Origin of the sequence: Kitasatospora sp. NPDC004614, assembly GCF_042873675.1 — a bacterium.
Lineage (GTDB): Bacteria > Actinomycetota > Actinomycetes > Streptomycetales > Streptomycetaceae > Kitasatospora.
In genome coordinates this window covers 543,529-558,436 of record NZ_JBIALR010000001.1, presented here as the reverse complement: position 1 = coordinate 558,436, position 14,908 = coordinate 543,529, and the positions used below count along the sequence as shown (strand labels likewise).

The following is a 14,908-nucleotide window of genomic DNA, read 5'->3' as shown; positions in this document are numbered from 1 at the left end:
AGCTGCCCGCTGCTCGGGCGTCAGCATTAGATCGACCGGACAGATCGACTGTCAACGCCCCACGCCGAAACACTCGTTGTCGGAATCGGAAGGCCGCCGGAGCCCGTTGGAGCGGGCCCGGCGGCCTTCCGCCTCGGGTGGATCAGGCGTTCCAGCCGTTCTGCGCCGCGGCGGTCAACTCCTCGAGCGTGAGCGGCCCTTCGGCCGTCCTCCGCTCGATGTGGGTGATCACCTGGCGCACGTCGTCCGCGTTCAGCGGCGCGCCGTCCGTGCCGCCGAGCAGGCCGTCGAGCAGGGCGGCGGTGCCCTCCGAGGTGCCGCCGGCCAGTTCGACCAGCTGGTGGGTGGCCCGGATATGGGCGGCGCCGGCTTCGGTGCTCGCGGTGAACTCCCCTTCGTAGACCGCCTGTCCGAGCCGCACGGTGCCGATCAGCCGCTCGTGCTCGGCGGGCGTACGGACCGGGCCCGCGTCGGGTGCCAGCAGCCGCCGGACCTCGGCGAGCCGCCAGGCGCCCTCGGCGACCCGGAGTTCACCGGACCGCTGCTGCCCGGTGAACGCCAGGTAGTGGTCGCCCGCCACCTTGGACGCGGTGGTCTCGGACAGCGGGATGTCGACCGCGAACGGAACAACTCCCTTCTCCTTGACCGGGGTTCGGCCACCGTTGAACAGCGTCACCTCCACCTCGGCATGCCCGGCGTAACGCGCCATCGGGACGGCGAACTTGCCGTTCGACACCACCTGGCCGGCGTCGCTGTGGCCGCCGCCCTCGCGCCACAGGCGCTGGACGCCGCCGACGATCGCCGGGCTGGTGGTGACGTCGCCGGTGAGCTTGGCACCGACCTGGCCCTGAACGCCCGCGTTGCCCGTCGACAGGTCGTAACGCGTGCTGCCGGCCGAGACGGCGTTGGCCGGGCTCAGCTCGACCTTGTCGTCGACCGCCCGGTGTTCGAGCGAGACGACCTTCACGCCGACCTCGACTCCCTTGCCGCCGCCGAGCGTGATCCGGTTGGACGGGACCGTCGCCGACACCTCCATGCCCTGGGTGGCGGTGCCGAACAGCGCCGAGAGGTGGCCGTGCGAGGTGATCGTCCCGACCACCGGTTCCATCTCCTTCCAGGCCGACTTGCCGAAGTACTCCGGGCCGCGCAGCCGCACCAGGTCCTGCACGCCGCCGACGTCGCCGAGCCAGCGCAGCACGTCGGTGTCGCGCAGGCCGCCCTCCCAGACCCGCTCCGGCGGCACCTGGACGGTGACGGGCTCGGGCGGCCGGACGGTGATGGTGCGCGGCTGCCCGTCGCCGGGCACAGTGACGGTTCCGGACCCGGACACCGTGCCGGTCGGCACCGGCACGGTCTCGCCCGACTCGACCAGCGTCTCGAACCCGATCGCCGCCGTACGCCGCTGCCACACCTGGGTGCCGACCAACGGCCTCCGGGAGATGGTGAATTGGAGCTCCGCCTCACCGGCGTACGCGCTGCCGGGCAGCTTGGCCTTGGTGGCCGACCCGGTCGCGGTGGCGCGGTTATGGGTGTCCACCTGGTCGTGGCCGCGGCCACCGCTGCCGGTCACACCGGCCGTCACCGAGACGCCGGGCGCCGCCGGTACGGGGACGGAGGCGACCGCCCCGAGCGCGCCCTGGTGGCCGCTGCCGGTGCCGCCGGTGTGCGCGAAGCTGCGCTGCACGTCGGTTCCGGCGTTGAACTCGGTGGTGCCCGCGTCGCCCAAGTACTCCATCCGGTCGCGGAGTTGGGCGCCGACTCGGACGGTGGTCCGCCCGTGCCGCACGACGATCTCGTCGCCCGCCGTCATGCCCTTGAGCCTGGACTGGAGCCGGTCGGGGGTGAGTTCGGCGTCCAGCTTGCTCCGGATGCCCGCCCAGTCGCGGCCGAACGGGTTGCGCGTCAACTCCGGCTGCCCGGCCTGCCTCCGCCGCAACGCGCGCAGCCCGCCGGGCTTCCAGCCGGACTCCACCTGCGACAGGACCGACTCGCCGAGCGTCCGGCGGGGAGCCCCGGCCGTCGGCCCGGGCAGCGCGTGGATGTCGGTGACGATCGCCGAGGAGTCCAGGCGCCGCCCCTCCACGAAGCCCTTCGGCTGCGTCGCCGTGGTCCGCTCGACCGGCCCGGACACCGGCTCGGCGTCACGCATCGGAACGGCCACCCGCGCCACCGTCTCCACCGGCGCCGTGTGCGAGCCGTCGGGCACACCCAGCCGCTTGAACGCGACGGTGACGTCGTACGGCACGGCGACGTCGAAGAACACGGCCGGCTCGACGTGCTTGCCCCGGTTCGAGGCCGAGCCGACGGTCTCCGTCGCCTGGCCGTAGCTGCGGTCCATCCGGTACGTGTAGCCGCCGGTGACGGCCACGAACGGGGCCTTCGCCCTGACCTGGCCACCGCCGTTCAGCCGGTCCCGGCTGTCGCGCAGAGTGCCCTGGCCGCTGGACGTGCGCGTCCCGGACTCGAACTCGTACTTGGCGGCCTGGGAGTGGTACGTGGACTCCCCCAGCCTGGCCGTGACGGTGACCTCCGCCGACCAGGTCTTGCCGGCCACCGTCTCGGTGATCCGCCCGCCGCGGGTGAGCTGCGAGAGCTGCGCCCTGAGCGCGACCCGGTCGAAGCTCGCCCCGATCCGCTGCTTCACCTCCTCCGACGGCTCGCCGTGCTTCGTCCGCACCGCGTCCTCCACCGCCGCACGCACCTTGTCGGCGCCGCTGAGGCTGTGCACCACGTAGGAAGCGTTCAGCTCGTGGCGCTCGGTCATCCGGCGCGGCGCGGTGTGCGTGGCCGCCTCGGCGGGGGCCGCCGTGCTCTCGGGCCGCTGTTCCGGACGCGTGAAGCTCCCGGTGGACGGCGCCTCGGCCTTGACGGTCTCCCGCGCGTCCAGGCCCACCTCGACCTTGACCGGCGCCGAGACGTCCGGACGGCCGCCGACCGCCTCGCCGGGCCGGCCGACGTGCACGTCCACCACCAGCCTGGCCCCGTAAATGACCTGCGGGGCACTGTACTTGCCGCTGGCGTACACCCGGTCCGCCTGCCGGCCCTGGCCGCCGACACGCCGGCGCTGCTGACCGGACGCGGTGGCGCCGAGCTCGGCGCCCGGGGTGCCCTTGGCGACGGCGCCGCCGAGCTGGCCCTGCTCGATCGTGGTGCGCGCGCCGAGGCGACGGGCCACGCTGAACGCGCCTGTCTCGTTGACGGTGTTGAGTTCCGCCTTGCCGTCCTCGCGGCGGTAGGTCATCTCCTCGACCCGGGCGACGGCCTTGACGACCAGGCCCTCCTTGCCCGGGATCTTCACCTCCAGCGCCTCACCGCGGGTCATCCCGGTCAGCCGGGCCGCCAGGTTCGGCTGGCTGAACCCCTGCATCACCTGGTCGCGGACGGAGTTCCAGTCCTCGCCGAACCGCTCACGCCCCTTGCGGTCCAGCGCCTCGCGAAGCCCCGCCGTGCTCTCCAGGTCTCGAACCACCACGGTCTCGCCGAGCCCGCCCCGGTCGTCGCCGCCGCGCCAGACGCTGTCCGGCGGGGCGGCCACCTCGGCCGGCTGCTGTGCGGTTGCGGTGTGCTCCGCGGTGGTGTCCGCGCTGGTGTCCGCGCTGGTGTCCGCGCGATCGACCAGCACCCGGAGGTCCGCCGAACCCGCGTCGTGCGCAACGGACTTGCCGTTGAACTTCAGATCGAAGTGGACGGTGCCGTCGTAGATCACGCCGGGCACCTTCGACTTGCTGGTCAGCTGCGCGGTCCGGGCCTCACCGCTGATCTCCACGTGGTCGCGGCCGAGCCGCCCAGCGCCGCCGCCACCGATCAGGCCGGTGCCCGGCTTCACCGCTGCGGAGAATCCGAGTTGACCCGCGTGGCCGCTGTTCGAGGAGGTGCTGCGCACCTGCTGCACCGCGGTGCCGATGTTGAACTCGGTCTCCTTGGTGGTGCCGGTCTGCCTCAACTCGCCGACCCGCGCGGTGATTTCCACCTCGCCGAGTTGCTTGCCGCGCCGGTCGGTGAGCGTGACGGACACCGGCTCGCCGGCCGTCATGCTCTTCAAGTCCCGCTGGAGACGGGCGAAGTCGACCTCCGCGAGCACCTTCTCGCGCACTGCGGGCCAGTCGCCGCCGAACTCCTGCCGGCCCGCCGCGTCCGCACGGTCGAGCAGCGCCTCCACCGGCGGACGGTTCCCTGCCGTATCACGCGGCGCGAGGTCGAGCACGATCTCCTGGCCGCCGACCCGACCGTCCAACAGCCTTTGCGGGGGCACCCGTTGCTCGCCGGCCGCCGGGGCCTCGAGCCGCTCGGGGACGGCCACCGTCAGGTCGATGTTCACCGCCTCGGTACGGCCCTGCCCCTCGGCGCGCACCGGCTCACCGTTGTGGCGCAGGTCGCCGAAGTCCAGCTCCAGCCGCATCGTCGACTCGAACACCTCGGCGGGCCCGCTGGTCTTCGACCGCGCCACCATGCCGCCCAGATCCAGGTTGACCTCGGCCTGACCGCGGTCGTGGTAGTAAGCGACGAGCTCCGACGGCTCGCCGATCCCACGCCCCTCCCGGGCCTGGACGCCAAGGTTGAACTGCCACTGCGCACCGCGATTGGTCCCGGTCGCCACGGTACGGTCGGCGCCGTTCTCGAACTCGATCTTCTCGGTACGCAGATGCGTAGACTCGGTGACCTGGCCGCGCAGCTTCACGCTGCCGCTCCAGCCGTTGCCCTCGAACGGCGCCGTCCACACCTCGCCCCGCGAGAGCGCACCCAGCATCGGGCGCAGCGTGGCCGGCCCGAAATGCGCATCCGCGAACGCCCGGGCCGCCGCCCGGTCGCCCGGGACGGCCTGCGCGATGACGTCGATGACCTTCTTCCGGACGGCCGCCTCGTTGCCGGTCAGACCGACCACCAGGTCGGTACCCGCGATCGGCTTCGGCGCGACGGCGGCGGGCTGCTGCGGCGCCGGCTCGGGGGCCGGGTGCGGCTGCTGCGGCGCCGGCTCGGGGGCCGGGTGCGGCTGCTGCTCGGCCTCCGGGGCGGTGTGGGACGGCGGCTGCTCGGCCTCGGGGGTCGGCGGCGGCGTGTGGTCGGTCTCCGGGGCGGTGTGCGGTTGCTGCTGCTCGGCCTCCGGGGCGGTGTGGGACGGCGGCTGCTCGGCCTCGGGGGTCGGCGGCGGCGTGTGGTCGGTCTCCGGGGCGGTGTGCGTTTGCTGCTGCTCGGCCTCCGGGGCCGGCTGCGGCGTCTGGTCGGTCTCCCGGGTGTGCGTCGGCGGTTCGCTGCCGTCGTAGTGGTCGCTGGCGCGGTACACCGTCACCGGGCGGCCGTCCGTGGGGCCGAAGACGGCCTGGGTGATCCCGTCGTGGTCGACGACCCGCAGGCGGAGACCCAGCGCGTGGGCGGTCGCCGCCGGAAGCATCTCGCCCTCGGTGCTCCCCCAACGGGTGTCCCACTCCTGGACGGTCCGGATCAGCGCCGCCCGCTCGTGGCCCGCCGGAAGCGGCTGGTGCTCGGTCAGGTACGCGCCGACGGACTCCCGCAGCTGCTCGACGGTCAGCCCCGTGAAGTTGGAACGGTCCTCGGCACGGACGTACGCCAGCAGGTCACCGGCGGGCAGGTCCGGCCGACCGAGCAGGTTGTTGCGGTAGTTGGACACCACCTCGGTAGGCCACTCCTCCGGACGCAGCGACCGGAAGTGGCCCCCGACCGCGGCCTGAAGCTGGTGCGGCCCCGCCAGTTCTGGCGCGCCGACCGCGACCGCCCGGAGCAGGCAGTACCCGTCCCCCGCCACCGGCACCCGCCGCCCGGGCGGCGGGAACTCCGCCAGGGGCGTGTGCTCGGACTTCGGCGCGGACGATGCGGGCTCCGCCGGGGGCGCGTACTCGGACTTCGGCGTCGGCAACGCAGGCTCCGCCTCAGGCGCGCGCTCAGACTTCGACCCGGGCGACGCGGGCTCCGCCGAGGGCGTGTGCTCAGATTTCGACCCGGGCGACGCAAGCTCCGCCGGGGGCGTGTACTCGGACCTCGACCCGGGCGACGCAAGCTCCGCCGAGGGCGTGTGCTCGGACCTCGGCACCGGCGGCACAAGCTCCGCCTCAGGCGCGCGCTCAGACTTCGGCGTCGGCGACGCGGGCTCCGCCGAGGGCGTGTGCTCGGACTTCGACCTGGGCGGCGCAAGCTCCGCCGGGGGCGTGTGCTCGGACTTCGGCGTCGGCGGCACAAGCTCCGCCTCAGGCGCGTGCTCAGACTTCGGCGTCGGCGACGCGGGCTCCGCCGGGGGCGTGTACTCGGACTTCGGCACCGGCGGCACAAGCTCCGCCTCAGGCGCGCCCTCAGACTTCAACCCGGGCGACGCGGGCTCCGCCGGGGGCAGGTACTCGGACTTCGGCACCGGCGGCACAAGCTCCGCCTCAGGCGCGCCCTCAGACTTCGACCCGGGCGACGCGGGCTCCGCCGAGGGCAGGTACTCGGACTTCGGCGCCGGCGGCACAAGCTCCGCCTCAGGCGCGCGCTCAGACTTCAACCCGGGCGGCCCCAACTCCGGCTCAAGCGTGTGCTCGGAGTTCGGTGCAAGCGACGCGGCGCGCTCGACCCCCTCGGGGGAAGTCGGACGCAGGGGGTTCTCCGGGCCCGTCCCGGTGCGGGGTTCCGTGACGGTCTCGGACCGGACCGAAGCAGCGGCGCTCTCGGCCCGGACCGGGCCGGTGGCGGTCTCCGGCCGGACGGGAGCGGCGACGGTCTCGGACCGGGCCGGGGTGGCGGGCGTGCGCGGTCCGAACTCGGCAGGGGCCGAGGCCGACCGGGGGCGGTTCGGTCCGCCCGTCGCACGGCTGCCGCTGCCCGTCGAGGCCGGGCCACCAGCCGGGTTCGGGCCACCCGCCACGTGGCCGCTGGCACCGCCGGGCGTGCTCGGCGGCGGGATGCTGGGCGTCGTCAGCCCCGGCGCGTCCAGTCCGTCGTCGCCGGACGAGGTCCGGCTGTTCGGCTGCGGGGCGCCCGGCTGCGGCGCAGCGTCGTTCGGCGCACCGCCCGGGTGCTCGTCCAGCACCTCCGTCCGGGACGGACTCTCGGTGCCGAAGCCGTCGTCGATGTCCATCGGCTCGGACGTGTCGTGCGACGGCTCGCCGCGGGTGAACGTGCTGTAGCGCTCCATGAATTGGGGGTCGTGCGGCCCGGAGATGTTGGTCTCGTGCCGGTCCGCGACGGAGGCCCACACCGTCCAGGAGGGGTCGAAGCTGTAGGGCATCTCCCCGGGCCTGGCGGCGACCACCCGGCGGTCGGTCAGGTCGGCCCAGCGCAGTGCGCCGTCCCGGTCGTGGACCAGCGCGACGGCGTGGCCGGCGCCGGTCGGCCCGGCGCCCAGTACGGTGGCGAAGCTGCCGGGCCCACCGGCCTTCACCTTCGCCATCAACTCGTTGACCGCGCCCGGCCCTTCGCCGAACAGCGCGGGCCCGTCGTGCCGCTTCCACAGGACGTTGCCGGGGATCGGTTCGACCGTGCCGTTCAGGGTCTGGCCGGAAACCCGGGGCCGCCCGAAGTGGGTGTCCCGGTACGCCTCGACGTTCTCGAAGCAGGCCTTCAGGTCGTTGCCGGGCTGGAAGCCCTCGACCGGCCGGACCGGCGACTGGTGCGGATTGACCTTCTGCAGCAGCGAGTTGCTCATCGGCGGATGCAACTTCGGTGCGCCACCGAGGTAGTCGACCAGCTGCCCGGTCAACTCGTGCTGCGGGCCCACCGCTTGGTAGCCGCGGTCGTGCATGACGGCGTCGGTGTTCTCGTACGCGGGGGTGCGCTGCCGCTTGGCCTGCGGCCCGGTCGGCTCGGTCTCCCGGCGCAGCGTCGGCTCGTCGTCCTCCCGTCCGCGCTTGCGGTCGTTGCGGGCCTGCTCGCGGGGCGCGGTGTCTCCGCCCTGCTCGCGGGGCGCGGCGCCTCCACCCTGCTCCCGGGGCGCGGTGTCTCCACCCTGCTCAACTGGCGCCTGGCGCACGTCGGTTGAGGGCGGGGTCTCGATGTCCATCGGCTCCACGTCCCGACCGGTCACGTGCTCGACCGGCGGGGCACCGCGCTGGTCGGCAGCGGGCGAGCCGAAACCCTCGCTGGTGGCCGGGGCCGCGTTGTGGGCCTGGAGCTGCTTCGCGCTGTCCTGGTTCATCCGTTCGATCCAGTGGCCGCCCCGCTGCGGTTCGAGGGCCTCCAGCATGGTGTCGATCTTCCCCTGCCGCGAGTGCGGCTCGGCGTCCGCGCCGTACCCGACGGGCTCCTTCAGCAGCGCCCGCATGGTGCCCTCGATCAGCAGCTTGCTGTCATTCGCGGCCCGCCCGAGCTGCGCGGCGTTGTCGGTCAGCTGCTGAGCGGCGTTGCGCACGTCCTGGAGGCTGCGGCCGGACTGCTGAAGAGCGGCCACGGTGTCCAGCTGGTCCGTCAGACGGCCGCGGAACTCGCCGATCTGCTGCTCCAGCACGCGGTACCCGGGGCTGTTGCGGTCGAACTCGCGCAGCGCCAACTCTGCCGCCCGGTCGAAGTTGCTCAACTGCTCGCGGGCGGTCACCTCGTACGTGCCGACCGTCATCCGGACCCGGTCGGCCTCGGTGGGCGGGGTGAAGTTCAGCGGACGCCGGTTCTGCCGGCCGACCCCGAACTCGCCGCCGTGGTCCACCACTTCGTGGCTGATCACCTCCCAGCCGTGCGCGCCGTGCTTGAGCATGTTGGTGACCGCGAACGGCCGCGACTGACCGGGCGTCATGTACTCCTCGACGCCGAACCAGTCGGTGACCGACTTGGTCGCCCGGAAGTCCGCGGTCATCCCGAGGTTCGAGGACGCCGAGTACGACTGGACGTGCCAGACGGTGAACTCGTGCGGCGTCACGTCGGTGATCGCGAACGCGCAGCCGTTCATGCCGCCGGTCAGCACCAGGCCGTCGTTCGGCCGGGACGGGTCCGGGTGCATCGGGACCACGGTCTTGCCGATCGCGTCGGGCAGGTTCGGGTCCGGGCGGCCGGTCTTGTACGGCACGTACGAACCGGTCACGTAGTGGTGGTCGGGCTGCGGCGCGGGCAGCGCGGTGCCGGCCGGGGGACGCGGGAACGACGGGTCGTGCTCGGCGTACTTCTCCCAGGCCGGGGTCAGCACGAAGCCGTTCTTGCCCGCCCCGACGTGGTTGCGGTCCGGTACCAGCGTGAACCAGTGCTGGTCCGCCTTCTCGACGGCGGCGACGAAGGAGTTGGCCTGCTGCTGGTTCAGCCCGGGCATCCGCTGCATCGCGCCGTCGGCGTAGTTCACCGTCACCGGCGCCTGCGACATCAGCTCGGCCGGGTTCTGCACCAGCCAGCGCTCCACCGTGCCGGGCGGCGGCAGCAACGGCTCGGCGTGCGGCGGTTGTTGGGCGGCGTGCGGCTGCTCGTGCGACGGCTCTTCGTGCACCGGCGGCGCGTCGTGGGACGGCGCCTCGTGGACAGCGCTCGGCGGCGGGGGCGGCGGCGGCTGGTGTCCGAAGACCGACGCGCCCTCGTGGACGCTGCCCATCGGCGGCGGGGGCGGCGGCGCAGCCGGGCTGCCGAACCCACGCGTGCCGGTACCCGCGCCGTGCCCGGTGGCCGCGGGCGGCGGCGGGGGCGGCGGCGCAGCCGGGCTGCCGAACCCGCGAGTGCCGGTGCCCGCGCCGTGCCCGGTGGCCGCGGGCGGCGGCGGGGGCGGCGGGGGCGGGGTGGGGTCGTCCAGGCGGAGGCGCGCGGTCTCCCGACTGAACTCCTCGTCGGATTCGCTGTCGTCCCGGCGGCGCTTGCGGCCGGGCCCCGCGGCGTCCGCCGTCCCGTCGTGCATCTGCACGTCCCCGTCGGGGGTGTGGGCGGTGGGCTGGCTGGCGTCGGCCATCACCACGTCGTGGTCGGGCGCCGGCTGCGGCACGTGGTCGGGCCGGTACAGGCCCTCCACGCCGAGGCGCTGAAGCTGCTCGTCCGTCAGCTTGGTGGCGTCTGCGCGGTTGGCGAACTCACCGGACGAAGAGACCGGCAGCTTGGCGGCGTGCGGGGACGGGATGCCGAGGTCCTCGACGACGATCGTCGAGCTGTCGCTGAGCTTCTCGGCCGTCCGGAGGTGCTCCAGGTCGGCCTGGGTCTTGGGGGCCATGAGGTCGCGCAGCTCGAGCGGCACCAGGCCGTTCGCTTCCAGGCTGCGGACCGCCTGCAACAGGTCGGCGGTGTGCGGCGCGTACAGTACCTCGGGCGGCAACTGCTCGTGGGCGACGGCGGTCAGCAGATCGGGCTCGCGGATGATGTGCGGGTCCAGGAAGTTCTGGATCCACTTGTTCACCCACTCATCGCCGAACCGCAGGTTGGAGGCGCTGTTGGACAGGTCGGCCGTGAGCTTCTCGATCAGCGCGGGCACATCGTCGAGGTGTGCGGTCAGTGCCTGCTCGAACATCGCGGCCGGGTGCTTCGCCCCGTCCCCGGCGCGCGCGTACGAGCCGCCGTACTGCTTGCCGACCGTCTCCAGGTCGACGGTCGCCCGGGCCACCCGGCCCGCGTCGTTCTTCTGCGCGGGCGAGGGCTTGGTGACTCCCGACACCTGCTCGGCGTAGACCGCCTTCACCCGGTCGCGCAGTGCCTTGTTGGCGTCCAGGTGCTGCTTGTCCCCGCGCAGCTTGGCCTCCTCCTCGCCCAGCTTCTTCGCGACTTTGTCGACTGCGGCCTTGGCCTTCTGCTCGGCCTTGACGTCGGCCTCCGCCTTGTTCTTGTTCGCGGTCGTCGGGTTGTCCGCGGCGGCCTTCGCGGACTTCTGGGCCGCTTGCTCGGCGGTGGCGTGCGTGGCCTCGGCGGCTGCCAAGTCCTTCTTCGTGTTGGCGATGGTCTTCTCGCGCTCCGTCACCGTCTTTTGCGCGGCCTTCACCTCGCGCTCCGCCGGGCCCTCCGCCGTCCGCCGGACCGTGCCCTTCGGAACCGGCTCCTTCAGCAGCGTGTCGACCTCGCGATCCCGCACGGCGGGCCGGTCGTTCGTCAGCTTGTCCGCGACGGCGCCGTACCGGTCCGCGGTGAGCCGCTCCGGGTGGTCGCGCAGGTCGCCCGCCAGGTCGCGGACCGGCTTCGGGTCCTTGCCGGCCGCCTGGAGGTGGTCGGCCAGGTCGTCCAACTTCCCGGCCAGCCGCTGCTGCTGCTCGGGCGTCTGCAGCCCGCCCTTCCCCTCGGCGGCCTTGGTCAGCACGGCCGCCGCCTCGTCCAGCTTCTGCGGCCCGGTGACGCCGTGGACCAGCGCCAGGTCGTCGACCGCCTGTTCCTTGATCTTCTGGTGGACCGCGCCCACCGCCCCGTGCACGTCGGCGAGTTGCTTCGCGGTCGGGTTGTCCGGGTGCACCCCGGCCACTGCGGCGTTCAACCGGTTGAGCTGCTCGCGGGCGGGCACGTCCAGGCCGGACCGGCCGAGTTCTCGCTCCAGGTTCTTCGCCGCGGTCTCGGCGCTGCCGTGGTCGGTGATCCCGGTGGTCTCGAACGCGCCCGGCAACCGCTCATTGCCGTACGTCGCCTTCAGATCGACGGTGCCGGGAGTGCGGGTCAGCTCGTGCTCCCTCAGCCCGGCCAGGTCGTAGACCTCCGTGCCGATCCGGGCCTGGGCCTTCTTGCCGTATACGTCGTAGATCCGGTGCTGGTCCGGGGACATCGCGGAGACGAAGTCTCCGAACGCGTCCGAGGCCGCCCGATGGTCGCCCTCGTCCATCGCACGCGCCTTGAACACGGCCGCCGTGACGTACTTGTGCACCATGTAGTCGGCGATCACGTGGTTGCGGTTGATGTTCGCCGGCCCGATCGAGGGGGCGTGGTTCTCCATCCGGGCCACGACCTTCTCGGCGTGCGGCTGATGGCCCATCACGCCTTGGTCGGAGTACCCGAACGCCTTGCGGTAGGTGTTGTCGAAGTCCGTCCAGGCCTCCTTGCTGGCCGGCGCCTCCACCCCGCCCCTGCGGGTGCTGCCCGCCGGGGCTGCCGACGGGGCCGGCTTCGTGATCTCCGCCTGCGCCGTCGCAAGGTCGTTCTCGCGCTGCGTGAGATCCTTGGCCAGGTTCTTCTTGTGAGTCTTCAGGTCTTCGTACCGGTCGTTGTGAACCTTGTTCTTGTAACTGCCGTCGGGCTGCTTTCCGTCCTCCCGGTGCTGCGTGGCCTGTGCCAGCAGGGCGTCGTTGCGCAGTTGCTCGGCCTTGATCCGCTCGATGCTGCCCGGCAGGACCCGGACCTCGGCCTCGTACCGGGCCCGGGCCAGCGCGGGGTCCTTGAGCCGCTCGTGCTCGAAGATCGCCATCCGGTCGCGCTGTTCCTGCATGCTCGCCTTGGCGTTCTCCAACCCCTCGCGCTGCGACCGGAGTTCGGCGACCCGCTCGGGCGGGTGGTTGCCGGTGGTCAGCTCGTGCTCGACCGCCTGCAACCGCTCGTCGACCTTGGCGATCGCCTTCGGGAGCTGCTCGGCGTTGCGCGACAGCACATCCACGTGCTGGAGCTTCTCGTTCCGGTACTGGGAGAGCACCGCGTTCGTGTCGCCGGTCTTCAGCTCGTCCCGGTCGTAACCCCGCACCTGCTCGCGGACCTGCTGGAACTCCGGGGAGTCGCTGAGGAACCTGTCGAGGGTCTCGAAGGTCTTCTTGCCGTCGATCTTGTGCTGGTACTCCGCGCTGGTGGCGGGCGGCGGCGGGTGCGGCAATCGGTCACCCGTCGGGGGCTGGTGCTCGGTCGGCGCAGGTGTGCGATCAGCCGCAGGGGGCGTGTGCTCGGTCGCCGGCGGGACGTGCTCGCCGGTGGGGGTCGGGGTGCCGTCCACGTGCTGCATGAACTCGCGGAAGCCGTCGTACGCGGCGTTCTGCGCGGTGGTCTCGCGCACCGGGTTCGCCGGGCCGTCGTGGATGGCGGACGGGTTCTCGCCGTACAGCTTCTTCAGCAGCGGGTACAGGTCGGGCTCGTGCTGCTTCACCCACTCCGGGCCGTTGTTGCGCGGCTCGCGGGTGAACGCGTCGTGGCCGTGGTTCGTCCCCAGGTAGGCGTTGGTGGCCTGCGCGAAGTACTCGTGCTGGTCCTGCGAGGAGTAGTTGCCGGGCCTCGAACCGTCCGGCCACTGCACGGACTTCGTCGGGTCCTGGGCGTCGGCCTTCTTCTTGTTGAAGGCGTCCGTGATCGTCTGCTTGTCCGCGGGGGTCAGCCCGTGCTCGTGCAGCGTGTGGCTGAACTCGTGCGTGGTGGTGGAGTACCCGTCCGCGTAGTGGCCGCCCGCGCCGATCGTGGTGCGCTCGCCGAGCAGGTTCTCCTCGGTGACGGCGGAGTGCTTGCCGCCGGAGCCGCGCATGTCGTCGTAGCCGCGACCGCCGCCCGCGTCGGAGTCGTTGGTCCCGCCGCGCAGGTTGTGCAGTTCGGGGACGTCGGTCATCCGGACGTCCTTCGGGACGATCACCACGTCCGCGCCGCTCTTCATCAACTGTGCGGCGGTGTCCGGGTCCTGGAGCATCCGGGCGACCTGCTGCTGCGCCTCGTGGCGCGCGGACGGGGCCTGTTCGGCCCGCGGGTCCACGTGCACGATCAGGTCGGCGGCCACCTTGGCGAAGTCCTTCGGCGGCAGCGAGGACTTCAGCGTGTCCACGAACTCGGGGTCCTGGGCCAGCCAACGCCGGTTCTCCGGCTTCAGGTTGGCGAGCTCCTGCGCCCGCTGCTCCGGCGTCATACCGGGCATGTCCTGCCGCAGCCGGTCCGCGTCGGCCGGACGACGGAGCCGCTGGCCGGGCCGCTGGGTACGACCGAGTTGCTGGACGGCGTCTCGGACGTTCGTCGCCCGGCCGAGCCGGTCGAGCTCGGTCTGGCGTTCCTGCCGCTGACGGTCCAGCAGCTGGTCGTGGGCCTGCTCCGCCGTCGGCTTGCCGTTGCTGCCTGCCTCGGGGGCGCGACCCGCACCGGGGCGGATCGTGCCAGCGGCCGGGGCGGCGTTCGGGTCCGGGGTGGTGGCCGGCTTGGCACCGCCCTGGTGCGGGACGGTCGGGGACGGCGTGGCGTGGGCCGAAGCCCCGGACCCGCCGTGCCCGCCGACACCGCCGACACCGCCGACCGGGCCGGGCGTGAACCCGCCCGCCATCGGCGCACCGGCCATCGGGCTCTGCGTGGTGCTCGCGGCGGCCGGGGCATCGCCCGGACCGTCCGGCCCGAGGTGCGCGGCCACCTGCTCCGGCCCCGCCGGACGGACCGTCGCCGGCCCTGCGGACAGGCGGGTCCCACCGTCCAGATGGGTACCCCCGGCCCCCGCCAACTGCCCGGCACCGCCGAGCACACCTGACAGGTTGGGCATCGCGGACGCGCCGCTCGGCCTCGGCTCCCGCGGATCGTTCTGCGGGGTGAACCCGTCCGGCGCCGAACTGTCGTGCGCGCCAGGCTGGTTGGCACTCTCCTGACGCGGGATCGACTCGTGGGCCGGCGCCGCAGGCTGCAACTCGCTGCGCGGGGCGACATTCTCGTGCGCGGGAGCCACCGACTCCTGACGCGGCACAGACCGCTCGGCGGCCGGGGCAACGCTCTCCTGACGCGGCGCTGTTTCGTGAACCTGCGCGGCAGGCTGCGACTCGCCGCGCGGGGTGACGTTCTCGTGCGCGGGAGCCACCGACTCCTGACGCGGCACCGACTCATGCACAGGCGCAGCAGGCTGCGACTCGCTGCGCGGCGCCATCTGCTCACGCGCGGGCGCGACGCTCTCCTGACGCGGCACCGACTCGTGAACCTGCGCGGCAGGCTGCGACTCACTGCGCGGAGCGACATTCTCGCGCGCCGGAGCCACCGACTCCTGACGCGGCACCGACTCATGCACAGGCGCAGCAGACTGCGACTCGCCGCGCGGCGCCATCTGCTCACGCGCGGGCGCGACGCTCTCCTGACGCGGCACCGACTCGTGAACCTGCGCGGCAGGCTGCGACTCACTGCGCGGAGC

Annotated in this window: 1 protein-coding gene; it reads right to left on the bottom strand. The window is 73.0% G+C overall.

The genetic code is table 11. From position 1 onward, the window contains the following. Positions 1 to 142: 142 nt before the first annotated feature. Positions 143 to 14,455, bottom strand: coding sequence for a hypothetical protein (locus ACFYST_RS02275; RefSeq protein WP_387859292.1), 14,313 nt, complete (start codon positions 14,453 to 14,455; stop codon positions 143 to 145). Positions 14,456 to 14,908: the final 453 nt, after the last annotated feature.